The organism is Longimicrobium sp. (assembly GCF_048594345.1).
Taxonomy (GTDB): domain Bacteria; phylum Gemmatimonadota; class Gemmatimonadetes; order Longimicrobiales; family Longimicrobiaceae; genus Longimicrobium.
In genome coordinates, this window is sequence record NZ_JBMDXM010000116.1 from 1 (window position 1) to 24,594 (window position 24,594).

17 protein-coding genes are annotated in these 24,594 nt (G+C 69.7%); 3 read left to right on the forward strand and 14 right to left on the reverse strand.

The genetic code is table 11. The features are described from left to right. Nucleotides 1–285: 285 nt before the first annotated feature. From ACOJUJ_RS12535 to ACOJUJ_RS12580, 10 genes are all read right to left on the reverse strand, one after another. On the reverse strand, nucleotides 286–1,344 hold the full coding sequence (locus ACOJUJ_RS12535; protein ID WP_420127220.1) for an HD domain-containing phosphohydrolase: 1,059 nt from the start codon (nucleotides 1,342–1,344) through the stop codon (nucleotides 286–288). Next, complete coding sequence (locus tag ACOJUJ_RS12540) at nucleotides 1,341–2,027, reverse strand: hypothetical protein (RefSeq protein ID WP_420127221.1); 687 nt, start codon at nucleotides 2,025–2,027, stop codon at nucleotides 1,341–1,343. The genes ACOJUJ_RS12535 and ACOJUJ_RS12540 overlap by 4 nt, the downstream gene beginning before the upstream one ends. Further along, on the reverse strand, nucleotides 2,024–2,536 hold the full coding sequence (locus tag ACOJUJ_RS12545; RefSeq protein ID WP_420127222.1) for a hypothetical protein: 513 nt from the start codon (nucleotides 2,534–2,536) through the stop codon (nucleotides 2,024–2,026). Before ACOJUJ_RS12545 ends, ACOJUJ_RS12540 begins: the two co-directional genes overlap by 4 nt. 260 nt (nucleotides 2,537–2,796) lie before the next feature. Continuing rightward, on the reverse strand, nucleotides 2,797–3,783 hold the full coding sequence (locus ACOJUJ_RS12550; RefSeq protein WP_420127223.1) for an electron transfer flavoprotein subunit alpha/FixB family protein: 987 nt from the start codon (nucleotides 3,781–3,783) through the stop codon (nucleotides 2,797–2,799). Between the two features lie 139 nt (nucleotides 3,784–3,922). Continuing rightward, a complete protein-coding gene (locus ACOJUJ_RS12555) occupies nucleotides 3,923–4,672 on the reverse strand; it encodes an electron transfer flavoprotein subunit beta/FixA family protein (protein ID WP_420127224.1) in 750 nt (249 codons plus the stop codon). Nucleotides 4,673–5,219: 547 nt separating this feature from the next. Continuing rightward, complete coding sequence (locus ACOJUJ_RS12560) at nucleotides 5,220–5,492, reverse strand: hypothetical protein (protein WP_420127225.1); 273 nt, start codon at nucleotides 5,490–5,492, stop codon at nucleotides 5,220–5,222. A 354-nt stretch (nucleotides 5,493–5,846) separates the two neighbouring features. Further along, nucleotides 5,847–6,083, reverse strand: a complete 237-nt coding sequence (locus tag ACOJUJ_RS12565) for a hypothetical protein (protein ID WP_420127226.1) — start codon at nucleotides 6,081–6,083, stop codon at nucleotides 5,847–5,849. A gap of 190 nt (nucleotides 6,084–6,273) precedes the next feature. Beyond that, complete coding sequence (locus ACOJUJ_RS12570; protein ID WP_420127227.1) at nucleotides 6,274–6,510, reverse strand: hypothetical protein; 237 nt, start codon at nucleotides 6,508–6,510, stop codon at nucleotides 6,274–6,276. Between the two features lie 256 nt (nucleotides 6,511–6,766). Next, nucleotides 6,767–7,006, reverse strand: a complete 240-nt coding sequence (locus ACOJUJ_RS12575; protein WP_420127228.1) for a hypothetical protein — start codon at nucleotides 7,004–7,006, stop codon at nucleotides 6,767–6,769. A gap of 599 nt (nucleotides 7,007–7,605) precedes the next feature. Beyond that, nucleotides 7,606–7,869, reverse strand: a complete 264-nt coding sequence (locus ACOJUJ_RS12580) for a hypothetical protein (RefSeq protein ID WP_420127258.1) — start codon at nucleotides 7,867–7,869, stop codon at nucleotides 7,606–7,608. 141 nt (nucleotides 7,870–8,010) lie between these two features. Here ACOJUJ_RS12580 and ACOJUJ_RS12585 point away from each other — a divergent pair, with 141 nt between their 5' ends. The 3 genes from ACOJUJ_RS12585 to ACOJUJ_RS12595 all read left to right on the forward strand — a co-directional run bounded on the left by ACOJUJ_RS12585 (nucleotide 8,011) and on the right by ACOJUJ_RS12595 (nucleotide 16,066). Then, nucleotides 8,011–8,220: a hypothetical protein gene (locus tag ACOJUJ_RS12585; protein WP_420127229.1), complete on the forward strand. Its 210-nt coding sequence runs from the start codon at nucleotides 8,011–8,013 to the stop codon at nucleotides 8,218–8,220. 740 nt (nucleotides 8,221–8,960) lie between these two features. Then, nucleotides 8,961–14,672, forward strand: coding sequence for an amino acid adenylation domain-containing protein (locus ACOJUJ_RS12590; RefSeq protein WP_420127230.1), 5,712 nt, complete (start codon nucleotides 8,961–8,963; stop codon nucleotides 14,670–14,672). A 398-nt stretch (nucleotides 14,673–15,070) separates the two neighbouring features. After that, on the forward strand, nucleotides 15,071–16,066 hold the full coding sequence (locus ACOJUJ_RS12595) for a deoxyhypusine synthase family protein (RefSeq protein WP_420127231.1): 996 nt from the start codon (nucleotides 15,071–15,073) through the stop codon (nucleotides 16,064–16,066). A gap of 396 nt (nucleotides 16,067–16,462) precedes the next feature. Here the strand turns inward: ACOJUJ_RS12595 and ACOJUJ_RS12600 are convergent, their stop codons facing one another. From ACOJUJ_RS12600 to ACOJUJ_RS12615, 4 genes are all read right to left on the reverse strand, one after another. Then, nucleotides 16,463–16,972 carry a hypothetical protein gene (locus tag ACOJUJ_RS12600; protein WP_420127232.1) on the reverse strand — a complete coding sequence of 170 codons (510 nt, stop codon included), beginning with the start codon at nucleotides 16,970–16,972 and terminating at the stop codon, nucleotides 16,463–16,465. A 111-nt stretch (nucleotides 16,973–17,083) separates the two neighbouring features. Beyond that, nucleotides 17,084–18,247: a hypothetical protein gene (locus ACOJUJ_RS12605; protein WP_420127233.1), complete on the reverse strand. Its 1,164-nt coding sequence runs from the start codon at nucleotides 18,245–18,247 to the stop codon at nucleotides 17,084–17,086. Nucleotides 18,248–18,371: 124 nt separating this feature from the next. Further along, nucleotides 18,372–22,064, reverse strand: a complete 3,693-nt coding sequence (locus ACOJUJ_RS12610) for a carboxypeptidase-like regulatory domain-containing protein (protein ID WP_420127234.1) — start codon at nucleotides 22,062–22,064, stop codon at nucleotides 18,372–18,374. Beyond that, entirely contained in the window at nucleotides 22,064–24,592 is a 2,529-nt protein-coding gene (locus tag ACOJUJ_RS12615; RefSeq protein WP_420127235.1) for a TonB-dependent receptor, read from the reverse strand. Before ACOJUJ_RS12615 ends, ACOJUJ_RS12610 begins: the two co-directional genes overlap by 1 nt. Between the last annotated feature and the right edge of the window lie 2 nt (nucleotides 24,593–24,594).

The window sequence follows — 24,594 nt, forward strand, 5'->3', positions numbered from 1 at the left end:
AACGCCCGCAGCCGGTCCAGCGCCGCTTCCACCTGCCGGCCCAGCCGCGCCAGGACGCCCGCCTTCTCCTGGGCAATCTCGTACTGCAGCGCGTCCAGCCCGCCGCCTGCGGCCGCCCCCACGAACTTCCGCGGAAACTTCAACGCCATTCCACTCCTTCTCCCTCTCGCCCCGAACCCGCGGACCGGCACGAGAAAACTCCGTTGACCCTGTTGACTCTGTGTGAGGCCCATCCCTGAAGCCCTCCGGACCGCGAAGCTCGCGAAAACGGATCAGGGCGTCGTGCTACGCCTCCACCGCCACCGCGAGCTCCGGCAGGCGCGGCGTATCCGGATCCTCCGGAAATCCCTTCTCCGAAGCCCGCATGAACGCCTCCACCACGGCGGGGTCGAACTGGCGGCCGGCGTTGCGCTGGATCTCCTGCAGCGCGTGCTCGCAGGTGCTTCCGTTGCGGTAGGGGCGCGAGCTGATGATGGCGTCGTACGTATCCACCACCGCCACGATGCGCCCCTGCAGGCTGATCTGCTCGCCGCGCAGGCCGTACGGATAGCCGGAGCCGTCGTAGCGCTCCTGGTGGTGCAGCACCGCCGGAAGGCCGGGGCGCAGGAACGAGCTGCGCTCCATGATGGTGGCGCCGATCTCCGGATGGCGCTTCATCTCGTCGTACTCATCCGTCGTCAGCGCGCCGGGCTTCTTGAGCACCTCGTCGCGCACGCCGATCTTGCCCACGTCGTGCAGCAGCGCGCCCACCCACAGCGACCGCAGCTCGTCGCCCCGCAGCCCCAGCTCGCGCCCGGTGGCGGCGGCGTAGCGGGCCACGCGCTCCACGTGGCCGCCCGTGTAGTCGTCGCGCGTCTCGATGGCGGCGGCCAGGGAACGGAGCGCATCCATCAGCAGCGCCTCGATCTGCCCCGCCTGCTCGGCCACGCGCTCCTCCAGGTGCGCCTGGTAGCTGCGGTTTTCGCGCAGCAGGCGGCGGTAGCTGAGCGCGCGCTCGGCCGCCAGCAGCACCTCGGCCACGTTGAACGGCTTGACCAGGTAATCGTCCGCCTGCAGCCGCAGCGCCTCGACCGCGTTCTCCACCGTCCCCGCGCCGGTGAGGATGATGAACCCCACCGTGTCGTCCATCGCCCGCACACGGCGCAGCAGCTCCAGCCCGCCAAAGCCGGGCATCTGCAGGTCGCTCAGGATGAGGTCCGCGCCCCGCGCCTCGAACGACCGCAGCGCCTCTTCGCCCGACTCCGCCTCGGCGACCGTGTAGCGGTCCGTGGGGAGGATGGAGCGCAGGACCGCGCGGATCGCCGCGTCGTCGTCGGCCACCAGCACGCGCAGCGGCTGCGTCACGGCGCCACCGTGCCCGGCTCGGCCGCAAAGCCCTGCGTCTCCACCACCACGTCGTGCGCCACGCGCAGCCCCGCGCGCCCGCTGACCAGCAGGTCCGACGCGGGCACCGTGGCCACCGGCCCGCCGTTGACCAGGAACGTCACCGAATCCGCCTCCACCCGCACCTCCAGGTCGTTGTGGCGCCCCTGTCCGTTCGCGTCGCGCGCGATGTCGGGGTGCCGCGTCCAGTCACGGACGACGGGGGTCTGCGCCCCGTCGCGCCGCTTGATCAGGTAGCTGCCGTCGCCGCGCACCAGAAAGTAGCTGTACCGCTGCCCGGCCTCGTCCCCCTCCAGCCCCGACGCGCCAAAGATCAGCCCGTACCCTTCGTGCAGCCGCCCCGCGCGCTTGCGCAGGCTGGCGCGCACGCTGTACGGCGGTGCCAGCTCCGCCGCGCCCTGGGGCCAGAGCAGCGCGTGGGGGCCCGTCTCGATGACCGTCACCTCGCCGGGGGTAAGGGTGACGCCGGATGCCGGGTTGGTGGCCCACGTCGTCCCCACGGCGGCGGGCGAGGGCGGCTGGGCCACGGGCGGCCGCGCCGGCGCGGCGGAGTCGGCGGCCTCGGTCTCGGCCGCGCGGGAGTCGCCGCCGCAGGCCGCGGCCAGCAGCAGGGCGAGGGGAACGATGTGCTTCATCGGGCTCATGGCTCGAGCGACTTCTGAAGTGCGTCCAGGGGCAGGTCTCGGATGGGAATTTCCAGCGGGACCACGATCTCGGCCTCCGTACGGGTGCGGAGGCGAAAGGTGTCGCGCAGGTGAATGGGCAGGTTGGTGCGGATGGGGATGTTGGCCTTGACCGGCACCCGCACGTTGCGGTTTCCGAACGGCGTGTTGACCGGCAGGTTGAAGTCCGTGTCGATGGGGAACGTGGTGTTCACCCGCACGTTGTACCGCTGGTCGATGGGAATGTCGAAGTGCACCGGCGTTCCCGCGGGGATGCGCACCGTGTAGTTGAGGGTGGCGTCCTGCGTTTTGAGCCGCTCCACCACGCGCCCCAGCGCCGGCGCCAGCAGCCGCTCCGGGTTGCGCAGCGTCCACAGCAGCACGCCGTTGAGCGCCAGTGAAAGCAGGGCGACCGCGAGTGCCGCGGGCGCAAGCCAGCGGGCGCGTGTTTGGGGCGCGGTTCCGTTCACGTTTCCGTTGATTGGCTGCATGGTGCGATGGCCGGGAAACATAAAGCCCGCCGCCCCCGGTCGGAAAGGAGCGCCATTCGCGGATATCACGCCGCCGGCTCCTCGACGGATCGACTGGCCCGAATGTGCCAATCAGCCTCCTGAACAGATGGGAGGTACAGAGGGACAGAGAAAAGCCTGAGGAACAGAGACAAAATCAAGTTCTCTGTTCCTCAGGCTTTTCTCTGTCCCTCTGTACCCGTTCAGTTCCGGACCAGGCCCACTGCTCCGAAAACGACGGCTTACGCCATCATCTTGCGCACTTCCTCGGTCATGCGCGGCAGGATCTGGAACAGGTCGCCCACGATGCCGTAGTCGGCCGTCTTGAAGATGGGCGCCTCGGGGTCCTTGTTGATGGCGACGATGTAGCGCGAGGTGCGCATGCCGGCCAGGTGCTGAATGGCGCCGGAGATGCCGACCGCGATGTACAGCGTGGGCGACACCGTCTTGCCCGTCTGCCCCACCTGCTCGCTGTGCGGGCGCCACCCGGCGTCCACCACCGCGCGCGACGCGCCCACCGCCGCCTTGCCGCCAAACGCCTCAACCAGCTCCTCGAGCAGCTTGAAGTTGTCGGGGCTCTGCAGCCCGCGGCCACCGGAGATCACGATGGGCGCCTCGCCCACGTCCATCTTTTCCGCCGCGCCCGCCTTGATCTCGCGGACGATGGCGCCGAAGTCCGCTTCGTTCACCGACACGTCCAGCGTCTGCACCTCGCCCGCCTTGCCGCTCTCGCCCGTGGGGAGAAAGACGTTGGCGCGCAGCGTGAGCACGGCCGGCTTGCCCGTGGCCGCCACCTGCGTGATCAGCTTGCCGGAGTACTCGGGGCGCGTGGCGACGATCTGGCCGCCCTGCACCTCGAGCGCCGTGCAGTCGTTGGCGTAGCCCACGCCCAGCCGGGCGGCCACGCGGGGCGCCAGGTCGCGGCCCAGCGAGCTGGCCGGAAAGAGCGCGGCGTCGCAGCCATGCTCCTGGATAAAGGCGCTGATGACGGTGGTGTAGCCCTCGGCCGAGTAGCGCGCAAAGGCGTCGCTCTCGCCCACGAACACCTTGTCGGCGCCGTAGCGGCCCAGCTCGGCGGCCGCGGCGGCGGTGCCGGCGCCGCCCAGCAGCACGGCGTGCACCTCGGTGCCCAGCGCGTCGGCCAGGGTGCGGGCGGCGGTCACCACCTCGTGGGCCACCTTGCGGATCTCACCGTCGCGCGTCTCCGCGAACGCGAAAATGCCTGGCATGTTTGGGGTCCTCTCAAAAGACAGGGGAGAGGGAATAGGGAATAGGGAATAGGGAATAGCAAGACAACTGCAACGGCGCGCCAGATCCGGCGCCTCGCGCGGTTTCGCAGGCTGTTCCCTAGTCCCTGTTCCCTATTCCCTAGATCACTTTCGCCTCTTCGCGCAGCAGCTTCAGCAGCGCGGGCACGGCGTCGGGGCCCTCGCCCACGATGCGGCCGGCCTGGCGCTCCGCCGGAAGCTTGCGGCCGCGCACCTCCACGCCGGCGTCGCCGGCGGCGGCGGGCTTTTCCTCCAGCGGCTTTTTCTTGGCCGCCATGATCCCCTTGAGCGACGCGTAGCGCGGCTCGTAGGCGCCCTTGGTGAGCGTGATCACGCACGGCGTCTTGAGCTCCACCACTTCGTGGCCGCCCTCGATCTCACGCTGCGCGGTGATCTTGCCGCCCTCGGCCGAGAACTCGGTAACCGCGGTGGCGGCGGGAATGCCCAGCAGCTCGGCGACCATGGGCCCCACAGCCTGCAGGTCGTCGTCGATGGCCTTCATGCCGAACAGCGCCACGTCGTACTCGCGCCCCTTGAGCTCCTCGGCCAGGATGCGCGCCACGGCCAGCCCCTCGGGCTTGCCGTCCGTCTTGAGCAGCACGGCCGAATCGGCGCCCATGGCCAGTGCGGTGCGCAGGGTCTCGGCGCTCCCGCTGTCGCCCACGCTCACCACCGTCACGTCGCCGGCGCCGGCGGCTTCCTTGTGCTTGAGCGCCGCCTCGACGGCAAACTCGTCATAGGGGTTCAGGATGAACTTGGCCCCGGCCGCGTCCACGGACTTCCCGTCACCTGCAATGCGCACGCGCGCCTCGGTGTCCGGGACGCGCTTCACGCACACGATGCTCTTCACGCGCATCTCCCTTGGCTCGGATGAACATCGGAGCCGCCCGGCGGCTCCGAAGCCGGGGAGTATAGCGTGTCCCATCCACTCTCGGCAAGCCGTTCAGGCGCGGATTTGCTGGGGAATTTCGCGTTCGGATGTTCGTTCGACATCATCGCGGCCACGTGTCCGACTGCCCGCGCGTCCAGAAAAGCCCTCACGTGAGACAGGATCTCCAAACGAATGGGTCTCACACGGAGTTAACGGAGTCAACGGAGTTTTCTCGTGCCGCTCCTTCGGGCTCCGGGTTCGGAAAAAAGAATGGGCCTCACACGGAGTCAACAGGGTCAACAGAGTTTACTCGTGTCGTTCCCCTGCTCTCGCGTCTCATTAGAAAAGTGAGCGGAGGCACAAGGTGGCGGGGATGTCGGAAACGGCAGAGGGATGGAAGCGCGGCAGGAGGCCATCCGCGTTTTTTTGAGGAGGGATGTGGGATCGGTCGAGGGACGTCCGGAGCGCACCGGAGCACGTCGAGCGCACCACCTGATGCGCAATCGTGCAAACCATCCGCTCGGGATCAGGACCGGCGGCGGCGCGGCGGCTCACAGGCACGGCCGTCCTTGTCGCGGTCAAAGCCGTGCGGATCGGCGCCGCGCACGTCGTGCCGCACGCGGAACGGCTTGGGGCCGGTGATGTCAGGGCAGTCCAGGTCCGGCGGCGGCGGCGCGATGCAGTAGTCGGGATACGACGGATGGCAACGCTGCGGATCGGCCAGAGCCGCGGGGACGGAGGCCGGGGCAACGGCGGTAAACGCGAACGCCGCGAGCGAGACATAGAGCAGGATGCGCATGATTCCGCGAAGTTTGCCGCAGGGGTGCGTCGAGGAGGAAATCCTCCCGCGAGGAGATAGAGCGTCGATTGCGCCACTTGGGTAGCATAGTGGTCAGCCCACCGCCAGACAATGATCCCGTCGAGAGCCCCGAAGGGACCCCAACCGATCAAAACACACCCCACCCGGAGTCCGGGTGGGGGCCGCTGCGCGAGCAGAGGAAACGGCACGATAAACTCTGTTGACCCTGTCGACTCTGTGTGAGGCCAATCCTTCTGTGGACGGGCAGAAATCCCATTCTCTGCGCAATCCCCCAAAAGCCGCGCCCCCACCCGAACCACCGGTGGGGGCGTTTTCACCGCGCCGTGCCGCCGGCTACGCACAGTTGTAGGTCTCGCAGCCGTTGCTGCATCCACAGGTGCCGTAGCAGGTGTTGTTCGGCGTCTGGCAGTCGGGGCGCCTGGAGATGTTGCACCCCGGATGCCCGTAGCCGGTGCACCATTCCGTCTCGACCGTGTCGTGGCCGTGCACGGTGCCGCTCCTGCCGTGCTCGTTTCCGGTGTCGAACGACTCCACTTTCAGGTTGTCGATCGTGAGCGTGAGCTTGGCCATGAGACTGCTCCGGCTGAGAGTGACGTTGATGCCCGTCGCGGCGCGGGACTTCGACACACGCACGTACGGATTGCGCCTTCATGGTTGCATGGGCGGCTGGATAAAAGCAATCAAACACGTGATTACGCGGGCGCGCCCCCCGTCCGAAACTCGGGCGGGGGGCGCATTGGTTGATCCGGCCGGATCGGGCTCAGCAGTACGGCGCCAGGGTCTGGCACCCCTGCGTGCACCCGCAACTGCCGTTGCAGGTGTTGTACGGCGTCTGGCAGTTCTTCTTGGACACGTAGCAGCCCGGGTAGCCGTACCCGGTGCACCACTCCGTCTCGATGGTGTCGTGGCCGTGCACGGTGCCGATCCGGCGGTGCTCGTCGCCGGTGGCAAACGAGTCCACCTTCAGATTGTCGATCTCGAGCGTGAGCTTGCGCATGGTGTTGCTCCGGCTGAGAGGTGACGGTCCAGGTCCGTGTGCCGCGGGTTTCCCCGTCGCCCCGATCCAGATCGCCCACGCACACGGAACGTGCCTGCATTCTCGCCAGTCCGGATCCGGAAGGCAACCAAACACATGGCGCACAAGGAGATCGATCGTACCCGAGGCGTACCGTCGTGGCAGGCCCGTCCCGTCGCGGAGCGGCCCGGACGCAAACGGAAAGGGCGCGGAGCCGTGCTCCGCGCCCTTTCCGTGATCACTCGTCCTCGTCCAGATCTTCCAGGTCCGCGTCGTCCTCGTCATCCAGATCGTCGTCGAGGTCGTCGTCAAGGTCCTCGTCGTCGTCGAAGCCCTCGTCGTCCTCGTCGTCATCGTCCGGAATGTCGAACAGGCGCTCTTCCCAGCCCTCGTCCTCATCGTGCAGCCCGCGCCGCGCGACGATCACTCCTTCGCTGCCCTCCATCGACTCCTCCCCGTGCAAGTGTTCGTTCCCCATCCAACCAGGTTCCATGGCATAGCACGGACCACGGCCAACGCAACGGTACACGTTCGTGCGCAGTAACGACACCGGCTTTATCGCGATCGTTGTGCCGGGCCCACAAGCGAACAAAGGCCGCGCGACCAAACTGTTGCGCCGCCCCGAATTTCGCCAGTGGCAGCGAGCGCCCGGATCGCGGGCCCCACGTCCGCCGCGTCCAGGATGCATCGCGGAGCGGCCGGCATTCCGCGTGGCGGTCGCCCGGGTGCGCTGACGATGATGGCGCACGGAAAACAGCGACCATGGCCAACCGTCGCGGGCGGATAGCGCCAACACGTTGGACGTGCGCTCGTCCTGCGCAAGCGGGGTGCCGAGCGAGGGCTCGTTGCGACAGGAATGCACGACGCCGTGCCAGACCAGGCGGTACGCGCCGCAACGTCGGCAACGCTGAACCTGCGATACATGTCCGCCGCGGCACGCAGGCGAACCGTGTCCACGTACTCTCCATCCGGTGGCACGACCACCGGGCGGCTCATGCAAGCAGGTGTCGGCCCGATCATCGTGTCTCCATCCGTCGGGCAGGGGTGTTCGTATCGGTCGTTCGGCTGGCGGCGCGTTCAGCGGGTGCGCTGCCGGCGCCACGCAGCCAAGTACGGCAGCGCGAACAGGTACAGGCCGCTAAGCAGGAGCAGCAAGAGCGGGGGCAGCGGCGCGTAGGTCACCCAGGCCGGCGGCGCTCCTCCTCCCTGCGCCAGCGCGGCGAAGTTGGCGATCACGGTTACCGTAAAGACGATGGACAGCCAGCGGTGGATCTGCCGGATCCGGCTGTTCCCGCTCGCCGGGGCCCTTCCCCGGCGACCAGCCGCATGTGGATCGGACACGCCGGCCGTAGCCGGCGCCGTGGGAAAGCTCGCGTGAATGTTGATGTCCATGGCAGCCTCACTGAGTGAAAAAGGATCATGGCATCGAAGCTAATCACGCCCTGCGGCACTTGCTTCTCGAAAACTGCTCTGTTTCATACGATGATCAGCACCCCCGCCGCGCACGTGGCTCGCGACGCTGTCGCCCCGGGCCGCCACGTGCTGCGTGCCGTCGGCGCCCGACCGGATGTGCGCGACACCGACAACCGGATGCCGCACATCATCGATGTCGTAAAGGCGACGGTAACGCTGGGCGGCAGCGCGGATGGCTTCCAGCCGCGCGCACCTCGGAACCGTCCCGCTCCGCCTTGATGCGCGCCAGGCCCCCACGCCCTCCACCAGGCTCCCGGATCGTCCCCGGGCTCCCCACGACAACACACCAGGGACCGGCGCGCCGCGCCAGCAATGCTCGACTGATCCAATCCCTGCGCATGCCTGGGGTTGTCACAAACGCACCAGGCGCCGCAGCGAAAGGCGCTGCGGCGCTTTGCCTTGCAGCAGAGCTGGCAATCGCGCCAGACCGACGAAAGGGTCAGACCGCGAGCCCCGGGCGGATCAACTTACACCGAAACGTGAGGGAACTTTCCGTGATCCCAAACCATTGATTACAGGACATAATAGTTACTTGGCGCGCGGATGTTCACCGTGTGAATACGAATCACCTCATGAAGGTTGTCCGAACAACCCCAAACAGCGCCTCTGAGGGTAATCCTGACCTTACCTCACTTGCCTGCGCAAACCCATGTATACTCGTATCTAAAAGCTGTACAATGGTTTGCTATTCCTGCTCCACTGGGACGCTTGTGCGTCATGCATTCAACCGCTATAGTGTGCGACAACCCCAAAGGAGCGTCCCTCTGCGGGCCATCTCGTAGATTGAAACTTTCTTCGGTGTTGATCAACACACTTTTCGGTTTTTGGCTCGTGTCTGCATCAATCATTTCAATCCATTTTTTAGAAAATATTTGAGTTGAAGTCGCTGAAGGTGCTTCGCCGTGACATGGACCAGCACGGGTAGCTGGCCGAACCAACCACGTAACTGGAGGAATGGGATGACCGATGTCGTTGAGCCGCCGCAGGCGGCTCTTTCCCCGGCCAAGCGCGCTCTCCTGGAGGCGAGACTCAAGGGGATGAGCCGCACGGCGGCAACCGTGCGCCGGACCCACCGCGCCGAGGCGCCCGCCTCATTCGCGCAGGAGCGGTTGTGGGTCATCGATCGATTGGATCCGGGGAGCACCACATACAATGTCTTCACGGGGCTGCGCATAAGCGGTGACGTGGATGAGTGGGCGCTGGAACGGGCGTTGGGCGAGTTGGTCAGGCGGCAGGAGGCGCTCCGGACCACGTTCTGCTCGGTGGATGGGGTCGCCGTACAGGTGGTCGCGCCCTTTGCCGGCTTCACGCTGCCGGTGGATGACCTTTCTGGCCTTGGTGAAGAGGAGGCCGAAGTCGAGGTGCGGCGCGCCGCCGGCAAGGAGGCCGCATACCGATTCGACCTGGCGGCCGAACCCCTCTTCCGCACCCGGCTGCTGCGGCTGGGCAGGAATGATCACGCGTTGTTTATTTGCACGCACCACATCGTCACCGACGGGTGGAGCCAGCGTGTGCTGTTCCGCGAATTGTGGACGCTCTATGCCGCGTACGCCCACGGGCGCACGTCACCGCTGGCCGAGTTGCCGGCGCAGTACGTGGACTTTGCGCTGTGGCAGCGGGAGCAGGCAACGAGCGAAGCACACACGGCGCACCTGGCGTACTGGAAGTCGCAGCTCGCGGGCGTTCCCGGGCTGTTGAACCTGCCCACCGACTTTCCGCGGCCGTCGGTGCCCTCGTTCGGTGGCGGCCGGGTTCGCGTGGAGGTATCCCGGGAGCGGATGGAACAGCTGCGTGAGCTGGGCCGACGCGAGGGTGCCACGCTGTTCATGGTGATCCTGGCGGCGTTCAAGGTATTGCTTGCCCGGTACGGCGCGACTGACGACGTGGTTGTGGGTAGCCCTATGGCCGGCAGGAGATACAAGGAGTTGGAGGACGTGATCGGGCTGTTCGTAAACACGCTGGTGCTGCGGACCGATCTGTCCGGAGACCCCCGACTGCGCGACGTGGTGGATCGGGTGCGGGACGTGGTGCTGGGCGCCTACGAGCACCAGGACGTCCCGCTGGACCGAATCGTCGCCGAGGTGCGGCCGGAACGGAGCCTCAGCCACGCAACGCTCTTTCAGGTGGCGTTCCAGCTCGTCGACTTCGGTGAGGATCCTCCGGCCTCCGACGACGGGACGGGGCTCCGGATTCGGGACATGGGCGCGCTGCGAGACGAATCTAAGCTCGACCTCACGCTCAGCATCAACACCCACGCTGAAGGGCTCTCGGGTGTGCTGAATTACAGTACGGATCTGTTTGAGCATGACACCGCTGCGCGGATGGTGCGGCACCTGGACCTGGTGCTGGAACAGCTGGCCGGCGATCCCGACCGGCGCCTCTCCGGGCTGGATCTGCTGGACGACGACGAGCGCCACCTTGTACTGGAGGAGTGGAACCGCACGGCCCGTGATCACGTGGACGCCTCCGGCGCCTGCCTTCACGTCCTCTTCCAGGCACAAGCCGCGCGCGCACCGGAAGCGGAGGCGCTCCGCCTCGACGGCCGGGCGGTCACGTACCGCGAACTGGACGAGGCGAGCAGCCGCCTTGCCCACCACCTGGCCGCGCGTGGAGTGCGGCCCGAGTCGCGGGTGGGCATTTTCGCCGAGCGCGCACCGGAGACCATGGTCGCCATCCTGGCGATTCTCAAGGCAGGGGGCGCGTACGTCCCGCTGGACCCCGCCTCGCCCGTGGAGCGCCTGAGGTACCTTCTGGCCGACTCCGGCATACGGACCGTGATCGCCCCGGAGGGAGTTCGCCCGGAGCTCCCCGGGCTCATCCCCGACCTGCTGGACCTGCTGGACCTGCGCGCCGAGAGCCGGGCCATCGCCGCCCGCCCGGCCACCGCCCCCGACGTCCTTGTGCACCCCGACGGCATGGCATACGTCATCTCCACCTCCGGCTCCACCGGCCGGCCCAAGGGAGTGATGGTGGAGCACGGCGCCGTGGTGAACGTGATCACGGCCTCTCTGGAGAGCTTTGAAATGCGGCCAGGGACGCGGATCCTGCAGGGGTCGTCGCTCACCTTCGACGCCTCGGTGCTGGAGATCTTCATCGCCCTTCTGGGCGGGGGAACCCTGGTGCTGGTGAGCCGGGACACCCTCCTGGACGCGGAGGCGTTTGGCGAGCTTCTGAGACGGGAGCGGGTGGAGATGTGGGTCCCCACCCCGGCGCTCCTGAAGAACCTTGACGGGAGCAGCTTTCCCGAATTGCGGACGCTGGCGGTGTGCGGGGACCGCTGCCCCGCCGAGGCGGTGGCGCAGTGGGCGCCGGGACGACGCATGCTGAATATCTACGGGCCCACCGAGAGCACCATCTACGCCACCTCGCACCATTGCAGCGCGGCAAGGGCGGAGCCGCCGCCCGTCGGTCGCCCCGTGACCAACGTGCGCGCCTACGTCCTTGACGGCGGCCTGCGCCCCGTGCCGGCCGGCCTGCCGGGGGAAGTGTGCCTGGGCGGCGTGGGGGTTTCGCGTGGCTACCTGGGGCGGCCGACGCTGACCGCCGAGCGGTTTGTCCCCGATCCGTACGGCGCCCCAGGCGCGCGGCTGTACCGCACCGGCGACAAGGCCCGGTGGCGACCGGACGGGACGCTGGACTTTATCGGCCGCCTGGACGAGCAGGTAAAGTTGCGCGGAATGCGCGTGGAGCCGGGCGAAGTGGAGGCCGTGCTGCGGCGGCATGAGGGCGTGGCCGACTGCGCCGTGATCGCGCGCGAGGACGGGGCGGGCGACAAGCGGCTGGTGGCGTACGTCGTCCCCGTCCGAGAAGACGCGTGGGGAGCGCTCCTGGTCAACCTGCGGGAGCATCTGCGCGAGCACCTGCCCGAGTACATGGTACCAAGCGCGTTCGTGCGGCTGGAATCCTTTCCCCTGACACCCCACGGCAAGCTGGACCGCCGGGCACTGCCCGCGCCCGTCGCGGAGCCGAATGCCGTCGAGGCTGACGCGGCTCCGCGTACACCCATGGAGGAGACGCTTGCCGCCGTATGGGCCGACGTGCTGGGGATCGACGCCGTCGGCGTGCACGACCACTTCTTCAACCTGGGTGGCGACTCGATCCTGGCAATCCAGGTTGTCTCGCGCGCGGCGCGGGCCGGCGTGCGCATCACCGCGCGCCAGATCTTCCAACACCAGAGCGTGGCCGAACTCGCGCTCCACGCACAAGCCCTCACCACTCCGCTGGTCGCCGAGGCGCAGGCTCCCGTGGTGGGTCCGGCGCCGCTCGTGCCGATCCAGCGCGCATTCTTCGCGCGTGGTTTCGCGGAACCGTGGCATTGGAACATGGCGCAGTTCCGATTGGCTTCCGCGCCGCTCGATCCACGCGTCTTGGAGCGCGCAGTGGCCGCCGTGCTGGAACACCACGACGCGCTGCGCCTGCGGTTCTCGCCCGGCCCGGCCGGGGAGTGGAGGCAGTCGTTCGCCGCGCCGGGCGGGGCTGCGCCGGTGGAAACGGTCGACTTCACGGCGCTGGAGGGCAACGCGCTGTCCGCCGCCATCCACGAGCACGCCTCACGCGTACAGGCGAGCCTCGACCTGGCACGCGGACCCGTCACCCGCGTCGTCCTGTACCGCGGGGGGACCCGGGAACGCGACCGGGTCCTCTGGATCGCCCACCATCTGGTGATCGATTCCGTTTCCTGGCGCATTCTGCTGGAAGATCTGGAGACGGCGTACGGTCACGTCACGGCCGGCGAGGCCGTCCGTCTCCCGCCAAGGACGACCTCGTATCGCCGCTGGGCCGAGCGGCTGATCAGCCACGCGCGCACACCGGCAATGCGTTCCGAGGCTGACTGGTGGCTCGCGCGACCGTGGGAGACGGCCGCGCCGCTTCCCACCGGCACGTCGGAAGGGAAAGACATCCACGCGGACGCGCGGCAGGTGGTGATGGAACTGGACGATGAGACCACGCGGGCACTCCTCCAGGAGGTGCCGCCCGTCTATGGCACGCAGATCAACGACGTACTTCTGGTGGCGCTGGCACGCGCGCTGGGCCGCTGGACAGGTGGCCGGACGGTGGCCGTCGAGCTGGAGGGACACGGCCGCGAAGAGCTGTTCGCCGATGTAGACCTGACGCGCACCGTCGGCTGGTTCACCAGCACGTTCCCCGTACTGCTGGAGGCCGAGGGCGACGACCCCGGCGCGCTCCTGCGCGGGATGAAGGAGCGCTTGCGGGAGATCCCCGCGCGCGGCGTCGGCTTCGGCATCCTGCGCTGGCTCTCCGATGACGAGGGCGTGCGCGAGCGGCTGGCGTCGATCCCATGGCCGGAAGTCTCGTTCAACTACCTTAGCCAGTTCGGCGGCGGAACGTCGGCAGGCGGTGAGGAGTGGCTGAGCCGCGCGGACGGCGCGTCTGGCTCCGTCTTCTCCCCGAACGAGCGGCGGACAAGCGCGGTGGAAGTTCTGGCATCCGTGCGGAGCGGCCGGTTGCGCGTTGCGTTCGTCTACCCCGGACGCCGCTACGGCGCGGCCGAACTGAAGGCTGTCACAGCTGATTACGAGGCGGCGTTGCGCGAGATCGTGGAGCACTGCCGCGCCGCGTCGAGCGGCTACGCTGTGTCAGGCTTCCCCGTGGGACCGGTTGATCACGGCTCGCCAACCCTGCGAGACGAGGTCGGCGCCGAGGCTCGCGGCGTCGACCACCCGAAACTGCACCTGCCCCTCCGTGGTGAGCGGGACGAAGAGGCAGTGAGGCATGCTGCGGGCGCCATTCCCGAGCAGGCATGCTCCACACCAACGCCAGCTTCACCGGTGGTGCCGCTCCAGCCCAAGGGCTCGCTCCCACCGTTGTTCCTCGTCCATCCCTCCGCCCGAGGCGTGGTGAACTACGTCAACCTGGTGCGGCATCTGGGAACGGATCAGGCCGTATACGCCATGCAGGACCTGGGCGAGGACCCTGGTCGGCCAATGGAACGATTCGCGGCCGAGTACGTGGAGGCAATCCGCTCCATCCAGCCGAACGGACCGTACTACCTGTGCGGCTGGTCTTTCGGCGCGTACGTCGTGTTCGAGATGGCGCGCCTGCTGGAGCGGGAGGGCGAGTGGGTAGCCTTCGTGGGCCTGCTGGACACCATTACGCCCGACATGTCGCGACGTTGGACGCGGACCCGGGACATGACCACGCCGATCAGAATCGCTCGGGTGGTCGCGGCGCGGATGCGGCGCCCGTTCTCGGTGGACGAAGAGAAGCTGGAAGGAATGGGCGCGGACGAGCAGATCCGGTGGCTGCTGGAGGCCCTCCACGCCCAGGGGGTCGCACCCGAGGAGTTTGCCGAGGCGGACCTGCGTGACATATACGAGGTGACGAAGGCACGCCACAGGAGCATCGACGGGTACGCTCCGGGCCGGTTCGCCGGCAGGCTCACCCTCTTCAGGGCTTACATCGCCCCAAGCGAGCACGAGTGGCTGGCCCTTGCACCCACGGAGGAGGAGAAGCGTACTCTGGGCTGGTCTCTGCTGACCGAGCACCGTGTGGAGGTGTGTCGAGTCCCCGGCAGCCACACCACCATGATGACCGAGCCGCACGTCGGCGTCCTCGCGCAGCACGTGCGCGAAGCGCTGGCCGCCGCCCGGGAACGGGCCGGATTCATGGGGGTGGCGCAAGGGCAGGCATCCGCCCCATCGAGCGCCTGAGCCATCAGGATTGCGCGTGCAGCCCCGGATGCGGTCGCGCCACGGCCGCATCCGCCGGCGACATGACGTTGGAGAACGGGTCGCGAAGGCGGGTTCGAGGGGGACTGGGCTACGCTGTACAAAGCGGCCTGATCGCGGGAAAGGAAGGTGTTCCGCATACGTCGTGGTAAAAACCTGCAGCACGTGTTCACGCCTGCGTGGAGCAGACGGTTCACCCGGACGAAGCCGGTTGCGCACGCACCCGGCTTCTTGACGCAACTCCTTGTGCGCGATAGCGTTTTCGTACCTGCCACCTCGCGTCCCGATGGCGGCCTCCACGTTCCCGTGGGGCCGTAGGGCGCGCCGCGGCATGGCGAGCGCCCACGTCCGCGGTCCGCACCCGCGCTTGGGGAATCGTCATGACGCATCCTGTCTCCGCGCCCGGCGGCGCCGTCTCGTCGTTCATCCGCCACCACTTTCGCCACTTCAACGCGGCCGCCCTGGTCGACGCCGCGGAGGGTTACCGCGCCCACCTGGACCAGGGCGGCAGAATGCTCGTCACGTTGGCGGGCGCCATGAGCACGGCCGAGCTGGGCCTTTCGCTGGCGGAGCTCATCCGGCGCGGAAAGGTGCACGCCATCTCGTGCACCGGCGCCAACCTGGAGGAGGACGTCTTCAACCTGGTCGCGCACGACTTCTACGAGCGCGTGCCCAACTACCGCGACCTGACCCCCGCCGACGAGCAGGCGCTGCTGGAGCGCCACATGAACCGCGTGACCGACACCTGCATCCCCGAGATGGAGGCCATGCGGCGCATCGAGAGCGCCGTCCTGGAGGAGTGGGCGGCGGCCGACCGGGCCGGCGAGCGGCTTTTTCCGCACCAGTTCATGTACCGCATCCTGCGCAGCGGCGTGCTGCGTGACAGCTACCAGATCGACCCCAGGAACTCGTGGATGGTGGCCGCGGCCGAGGCCGACCTGCCGATGTTCGTGCCCGGCTGGGAGGACTCGACGCTGGGGAACATGTACACGGGGCACGTCATCTCCGGCGACGTGAAGAACGTCCATACCGTGCGCACGGGGATCGAGTACATGATGGAGCTGGCCGCATGGTACACCTCTACGGCGGAGGAGTCGTCCATCGGCTTCTTCCAGATCGGCGGCGGGATCGCGGGCGACTTTCCCATCTGCGTGGTGCCCATGCTGCACCAGGACCTGCGCCGCGACGACGTTCCGCTCTGGGGATACTTCTGCCAGATCAGCGACAGCACCACCAGCTACGGCTCCTACTCCGGCGCCGTGCCCAACGAGAAGATCACCTGGGGCAAGCTGGGACAGCACACGCCCAAGTTCGTCATCGAGTCCGACGCGACGATCGTGGCGCCCCTGATCTTCGCCCTTCTGCTGGACTGGTGAGCCAGGGATCGACTTCCTGCGAGGTCGCGAGGTGGAGGCCGGGGGCCGGACTCCCGGGATGCCTCGTGCAGTAGACCGGCAGCCCTGGGAGGGGGCACCGACGTGATGTCCGACGCATGCGCAGGGATCAGTGCGCGTGGCGGTGTACCGACCCGTGGAAGTGCGGCGGCGCGTTTTCGGCCCACCATAAGAGCAGGGTGCAGAGCACGACGAAGACGGCGAGGAACAGAAGCAGCTCGTAGGGCGCCGGAACGGCCTCACGCCGGGCGCGGCGTACCTTCCGGGCGAACCTGCTCACGATGGGGTTCCTGGAAGGGGTGATGGGACGTGGGAGACGGGCCGGACGGCCCGCCTCCCCCCGCGCGCGTGTGGCGTCCGCGCGCGTCGTCCGCTCGGTTACTCCGCGGCGGCCAGTTGCGCCGCGGGCGCGGCGAGCTGCGTGAGCTGCGCCTGGTTCAGGGGCAGGTGCGCCACGATGGCGCCGTCGCATCCGACGACCTGCAGCGCGCTGCGGGCCGTGTTCACCTCCACGATCTCGCCGCCCTGCTCCATCAGCACGGCCACCTGCGCCATGTCACCCGACTTGACCGCCTCGGTGAGCGAGTTCAGGTTGAACGCGGTCTGTCGCGGGCGCACGCAGCGCTGGTGGTTCACGTCCGGGTCCTGCGGGTTGCTGCACGGGCCGGGGCCGCACTCGGTGGGCTCGGGGATGGTGAGCCCGACCGTGGTGCCGTTGGCGGGCACGCGCACGTTCAGCACGCGGTGCCCGGGCTGGCCGTTAATCGTGCACGAAATGCAGTAGTAGCAGTCGTTGGTGACGATCTGCGCCTCCGCGCGATCGGCGCCGAACACGCTCGCGAACAGCGCGGCCGCGGCCGACAGGGCCAGCTTGGTCATCTTCCGCATGGTCATCTCTCCTCGGTGATGTAGTGCCCGGCGCGCCACTCGCCGGGCGGGTTCGGAGCGCGCGCCGTTGTGCCGCGCCCCGCGATGCTCGAACTCGGTTTTCACTTCCGGCTACTGGGACAGCGGGCGCTCACCTCCGACGGCGCAGGCCGGCGCGCCGTCGAAGGCGGCGTCCACGCGCCAGACGGTGAGGCGCGGGTGGGCGCCGGGGCGGTCGCTCCACGAAACCATTCGCCCGTCGTCCAGAAATCCGGCGATCAGCCCCGGAAAGCGACGCGACAGCAGCACGCGCCCGCAGGCCGGGTCGATCACCTCCACCATTGTGTCGTAGAGTTCCTCCGGGTCGTACTGGGCGGCGGGGTTGCGCCGGGCCAGCAGCGTGTCGGCGATCAGGGGACGCGCGTCGCGCCACCGTTCGTCGGCCACGCGAACCACCGACCACAGGCGGCCGGCCGCATCCTGGCGCAGGGCCATGAGGATGGGGTGCGGCGCCTGGTCCGGGCGCCAGCGCATGTCGGTGTAGGGCGCAAACCACGGGACGTCACGGACGAGCGCCGCCTGCCGCTCGCCGTCCAGCGTCCACCGCTCGATTCCGAAGCGGGTGAGGTGGCCGGCCCAGACGGCGTCCGGCCCGGCCAGCGCCAGCTTGCGCAGGTCCATGGATTGTCCCGGGACGTCCTCGGCCACGTCGGCGCCGAAGGAGCGCAGCACGGCGCCGTCCGGACCGAGCAGGTGCAGCGGGTAGCCCACGTTGTCGCGCGTGGCGACCGTTCCCGTGCCCACGGCGCGGCCGCCGGGGAGCAGCAGCCGCATGCTGGCGGGACGCAGCGGCGTGGGCGTGTGCGTCCGCACGAGGTTGCCGTCGGCATGGAGCACCAGGTGCAGGCCGCGCAGGTCATCCACGAGGTTCACCGTGTCGCCGGCCGTCACGGCGACCAGGCCGATGCTCAGCGGCAGCGTGTCCCCCGGCAGCGTGGGTTGGATCGTCCCGGCGAAGCGGCCGTCCGCCCCGAAGACGCGCACGGGCACCTGCCAGCCGCTTGCGAGCAGGATGCGCCCGCGAGAATCCGCCGCCCACGACGCCAGCGTCTGGTCCAGCCGCCCCGGCCCCTGCGCGTCGCCCAACTCCACGACGCGGTGCAGTTCCAGGCGGCATCCGGGGCAGTTCACCTCCTCCAGCCGGACCTCCTGCGGCGCCAGCGGGGCGGGCGCGGCGGCAAGCGCCGCCACCACCATCCACCGGGCCAGCACCCCCGGTCCGCGCTGCCCGCGCATAGGAGCCTCAGCGTTCATAAGCTGATACAGATTTATCCTTATCATCTGTGTACCCGTTGAAGTTCGTCGTCATCCGGTTCTTGGGGGGAGTGCAGGATTCCGCATTGTCCCCTTGAGACTTCGCTTACGGCATCCCCGCCGGTTCCGTCTCCCGCCCCGGCGCAGGCGGACAGTCGATCCGCATCGGCTCGTCCCCGGCGCGCTCCACGTCCTGGATCCACCCCGCATCCATCAGCGCCCACTGGTCCTCCGAGAGCACCGTGCGCATGCAGCGGAGGTAATCGACCCTCAGTGCTTCTCCCGCCTGGTGCACGGGGCGGACGCGGCGCGTGATGCGGGCGGACGGCTCGCGGCCGATGGCTCCGGCCAGGTACTTCACGTCGTCCGCGGTCAGCGAGTCCACCGCCGCCTCGAACGCGTCCGACATCGCCTCCAGCGCCATGGATTGCTCGCCGGTGAGGAGCAGCCGGTCCGCGTTGTACTGCAGCGTGTTGCGCATGGGGTTCGCGGGACGGACGGACCCGGCCAGGACCGCCAGCGTGTCTTCCGCCGTACCCGCCTCCCGCCGCAGCGCGTGCGCCAGCTGGCCGGTGGCCACGTGCGGCCAGCTCTTGGCCAGCGTGAACGACGCGGACACCTCCAGCACGAACGGCCGGCGGTACAGCTCCCGCGCGGCGGCGGCGGAGCCGAAGCGCGGGTTCACGTCGTACAGGAACCGGTTGGCCCCGGGATCGAAGCCGCGCACGGAAAGGAGGGTTCGATCCACCGGCGCCGCATCTCCCCAGCCCCGCCGGCCCGCCGGGCCGTGCAGCAGCCGGTCGACGCCGCCGAGGATGTTGTCCGCGCGGACCGCGATGGTCATCCCCCGCCCTACCGGCAGCGGAATGCCCGCCAGCAGCTCGGCGCGCAGGTCCGCCGTCCAGGGCCCGGTGCAGCTCCCCGCCCCGGCGATGCGCCCCAGCTGCCGCGAAAGGCACTCCGCCGCCGAAGACGATTCCAGCAGCGCGCGCATCCCCTCCGCGAGGGCGGGATCGGCGGCCGACGCCGGATCGGGGATGAACGCGGCATCATTCGCCAGCGCGTCGCCGTTCACGTCCCCCGCCACCTCGGGCGTGAAGGGCAGCCCGGACTGCACCCGCGCGGTCAGGTGCAGGGTCGCGCCGCCGCCTTCGCGCTCCCACAACGGGAGCGAGGCATACGCCTGCAGCACGTGCGCGGCCTGGTACGGGTTCGGCTGCCACGCCAGTCCGCGGGGGTCGCCGCCCGTGGGCGCGCCTTCGAAGGCGCGGACGAAGGCGCGGCTGAACGAGCGTGTGTAGGCCAGCTCGTAGCGGAACCGGCCGTAGTTGGATTGATGCGGCGCCAGGCGCACCGTCACCTGGCGCGTATCCACCGCCCCGTCCGACCGCCGCTCGCTCACCAGGCCGAACCCGGCGTCCCGCCGCGACGCATCCACCGGCACCGCGCCGGTTTCCGGGATGATGGAGGATACGCGGACGAAGACGGGCCGCCCGCCCTCCTCCACCAGCGTGAAGCGCGGCGCGTCCGCCAGGTTCACGTCCACGGTGCTGGGCTGGCGGATGCCGCGTGTGTACTGCCCCTCCACCGTAAGCCGCAGGTCGCCGCGCGTCAGCGAAGGCACGGGGATGCGCCCCGACCAGCGGAGCGCGCCCTTCCACGCGGCCGGCGCGCGGTAGCCCCGCGCGAAGTACGAGACCCACGGCGTCCCGCCCTCCGCCACCGGCCCGCCGCCGTCCAGGCAAGCTGCGGGGGCGGCGGATGGATCGCGCAGGTACGCGGCCCAGTCCGGCGCGGGAACGGCGCCGCCCACGCAGGAGACGACGAGCGACCCCTCGCCCGTCCCGTCCTCGCCGCCGTAGAGGGCGGCTTCGGTGGATGCGGGGCGGTCGCGGAAGAGGCCGACGCTGCCGGAGAGCGTGCCGTACGGCGCCCGTCCCCGCCCACCCAGCCCGCCCGGCTGGCTCCATGCGAACCCGAAGCGCGGCGTCAGCGCGATTTCCCCCGGCAGCCGCCCCGTCCGCCCACGGAAGCGCTCCGCCACGGCGTCGTTCGCCGCGCCCACGCGCGCGCCGGCCAATCCTTCCGCGCGCAACCCAAAGCGCACCTCCACCTGTTCGCTCGGGCGATACAGATCCTCCGCGTACAGCGCACCCGTACGCAGCCGCGCGCTCCGCTCCCGCGCGCCCAGGATGCGGGTGAACGCGGACGGACGCCCCGCCTCCAGGTCCGCGAGCGAGGCGAAGGTAAAGCTGCCGCCGCCATCCACGGGCGCGTGCTCCCGGTAGCCCTCCGAGCGCGCCTCCGCGCCGACGGACCGCTGGTGGCGCTCGTCCAGCGAGTTCCACCGCATCGACCAGCTTCCCTCCCAGAACGACGCCCGCGTCTCCGCCCGCGCGCCGCCGCCGCCAAAGCGCAGGCTGCCCACGGTTCGCTCCGCCTCCAGGTCCGACGCCACGCGCACGCTGGCGCCGGGGAGCGCCAGGTATGGCGCCGACCGCGACCGCCGCCCGTCCCACACGAACCCCGCCTCGTGCAGAAAGCCGTTGCCGATGGTCCGCCGCAGCGATCCGCCCACGTTCATCCCCTCGTCGCGCGCCTCGCTGCCGGCGGCGAGCAGGGTGGACGGGCCGGTGCCGAGCGGGCCGCTGGTCGTGCGGTCCGCCTGCACGTGCACGCCGCCGTCCATCCCGCCGAACAGCTGGTGCAGCCCCACGTTGGCGAGGACGTTCACCGCGTCACGCTCGCTCCGGTCCGAAACGCCGTCAGGCGCGGCGGGGATGCCCAGACGCTGGAGGATGCCCGTCAGCCGCGCGGCGGAGTCCGGCGACACGCCCAGGGCGCGCAGGGCCGACGGATCATCCACCCGCAGGGTGCGGAGCGGTGCCGTGCGGCTGCGCAGGTCGCCGGAGACGGCGATGCTGGCGCGCTGGTCCAGGATGCCGGCCTGGTAGGCGAACGCCATCTCCCGGTCGCGGTAGCCACTGCCGACGCCGCCCACCTGCGCCCCCCCCGCCTGCAGCGCCGGGTCCGATCCGCGGAGCGAAAACGCCAGCTCGGGGGACTGGAAGTGCCCCTCCACCAGCGACGCCGTCACCTCGCCGCCACTGAAGCCGCCACGCGCCGCATCCGCCGCCTGCGAGGTGCCGTAGCCGAACGACGTTCCAAGCCTCGGCAGATTGCGCCCGCCGAAGCTCAGCCCGCCGATGCGGAAGGCGTTCTGCCCCGGCGACAGCCCGCCGACGGAGACGGTGCCGTCCTCCTGCACCGTAGCCCCGCTGCCCAGCGCCGCCACCGCGTCCAGCTCGCCGCGGTCAAAGCGCGTGTGGTCGCCGCCGTCCCAGCTCTGCACGGCGGAGCGCTCGTGCGGCAGCCGGTCGCCGCCGGGCATGGTGGTCACCACGGGCGGCCGCCGCCCCACCGTCGCCGTCACCGCATCCAGCACCAGCGCCTCGGCTTCCAGCACGACGGCAGCAAGGGGAATCGATCCGCCCCGCCGCTCCACCCGCACCCGCGCCGGCCCGTTGCCGATGCGCCGCACCGCCACCTCGTACGCGTGGCTGGTGTCGGGAAAGACCACCCGCCAGCGCCCCGCCGCGTCCGAGAGCACACGGCGCGTCTCCAGCGTCCGCGCCGAGCGCACCGTCACCTCCGCGCCCGGCACCGGCAGCGAGTCCGCGCCGTTCACGACGCCGCGCACGATATCGCCCGCCATGCTCTGCGCGGCGGCGGGACGGCCAGCCAGCGCGAGGAGGGCGGCGAGCGCCATCAGCGGGAGGAGGGCGCGGAAGCGCATCATCAGAACGTCACCCGCACGCCGGCCAGGGTGCGGCGGCCGCGCGCCACGCCCGTGTTCACCACGTCGTTGCGGTAGTAGTCCAGCGCGTTGAACACGCGGACGAAGAGGTCCGCGTCCGCCATCAGCCGCCACCCCGCGTCCAGGTCCACCAGCCGGTACGACGGCGCGGTGTAGCTGCCCACCCCAAGGTCAAAGTTGAACGGGTCCCACGTGCGCGGGCTCAGCCGCGGCGAGCGGGCGCGGGTGGCCCCTTCCTGCAGCAGGTCGTTGCGCAGCAGGCGAACCGAACCTACGTGCAGCACGCGGATGCCGCCGCGCAGCCGCCGCCCCGTGTACGACACGTCCAGCGAGCCCTGCTCCTGTGCGGGGCCGATCAGCGCGCGGCCAATGGCGTAGCGCTGGTCCTCCGGGTTGTTGAGCCGCAGCACGCGGCTCTTCGACGTCCCGAAGGCGCCGCGCATGGTGAAGGCGCCGAGCACCGCGCGCCCCTGCGCCTCCCACCCCGTGTTGCGCACGCGGCCCAGGTTCACCGTCTGCACCTGGGGGTAGACGAGCGGATTACCGAGGTCGTCCAGGAAGGTGCTGTCGACCACGATCAGCAGGACGTCGTCGATCAGGTCGTCCGCCGTCTGCCGGTAGCCGGTGAGGGAAAGGGAGACGAGCGTCCGTGCATCGAACGACATCTCCACGCCCCACTCCGTGCCCTGCTGCGTCTCCGGGCCGATCTCCGGATTCCCCAGCCGGCTGCGGATGCGCTGCCCGGAGAGGTCGGTGGAGAACACATCCAGCCGCGCCTCCGCGTCCGGCGGGTTGGTGGCGCGGCCCCAGGCGCCGCGCACCTTGAGCGTCAGCGCGCCCAGGTCGCGGACGATGCTGGCGCCCACGCGCGGCGACACGCTGGTGCCGTACTCCGGGCCGTAGTTGGCGTCGTCCTCCGCGCGCACACCGGCGGTCAGGAAGACGGCGTCCCACAGCGACACCTGCGACTGCGCGAAAAAGCCCGTCGTGGAGTTTTCCACCCGCCCGAACGACGACGCCTCGAACGGGCCCGTCTCCAGCGTCCCCAAGCCGGAGCTGGAGACGTTCGTCACCCCGTTGTACTCGATGCCGGCCGTCAGCGTGGGCCGGATGGCGCCGCGCAGGGGCACGTCCATCGTGCTGGCGTAGCGCAGCGTGGTCGCGCTTCCGTCCGACTCGCTGATGGTGTAGAGCGAATCGGAAAAGAACGAGAAGCCCGGCGGCGTACGCCCTTCCGCGCGGCGCGAGTCGTAGCCGGCCGTCACCTGGTGGCGCCACCAGGGCGTGGCCGCGTAGTTCAGGTTCAGCGAGAACGCGCGCTGCGTCCACCGGTCGTCCAGCCCCGTGCCGAACAGCAGCAGCGGGTTGTCCAGCCGGCGCCGCCCCTCGCGCACCTCGCCCGCCTCGAAAGGGCGCGAGCTGCCGTCGAACGACAGGCGGCCGTAGCGCACGGCGGCATCCGCCGTGAAGCGGCCGAGCTCCATCCGCATCCCGCCGTTGAATCCGAGGCGCTCCTCGTCGCGGCGCGGGATCCACGGGCCCTCGCTCTGCCACGACACGCCCAGCGTGTAGGTGGTGCTGGCCCGCGCGCCGGAGACTTCGAGATGGTGGTTCTGCGCGGCGACAATCCGGTCATCGAACGAGTTCTGCACCGTGCCGGCGGATGCCTCCACCGTCACCCGCGGCCGCGGCGCGCCGAAGCTCCCCTTCTTCAGGAAGATCTGCATTACCCCGTTGATGGCGCCGGAGCCGTACAGCGTGGACGCCTGCGGGCCGGGGACGAACTCCACGCGCTCGATGGAGCGGGGATCGATCACGTTCAACTGGCTCGGGTCGGTCAGCAGCACGCCGTCCACGTACACCTTGGGGGGCGATGCCTCGCCGCGCAGGTTGCTGCCGCCGCGGGAGTACAGGCGCACGCGGCTGCCGCGGTCCGTGGCCGCGCCGCCCGCCGCCTCCGCGCTGAAGAGGCCGGGCACGTCGCCGCGGAACAGGTCCTGGACCTGCGTCACCCCGCGCCGCTCGATCTGCTCGGCGGTGAGCACGGTGATGGTGTTGGGGATGGCGCGCACCTCCGTAGGCCCGGTCGTCCCCGTCACCACCAACTCGTCCAGGGGCATGGCCGCCACCGCCAGGCCAAAGTCGCGGCGCGCCTCCCCGCCCGCGGGCACGTCCACCTCCGCCACCAGCCGCCCGTATCCCAGCGCCCGCACGCCGATGCTCCGCCGGCCGGACGGCACGCCGGCGAGGCGGTAGGTGCCGTCCGCCCCCGTTACCGTGCGCGCGGCGCCGTCTTCCACCGTCACCCGCGCGCCCGGCACCGGCTCGTTGGTCCCGGCGTCGATCACCCGCCCCGTCACCGTGCCCGCCGTGGTCTGCGCGGAGAGCAGGGGCGCGCAGAGGATGCACATCATCAGCACCACCCCCAACCACAGCCCCCGGCCCGTCGCCCGCCGCGCGTGCCGGACGCCCGGCCGCGCGAACACCCTCGATTCGATCGCGATCAGCATCG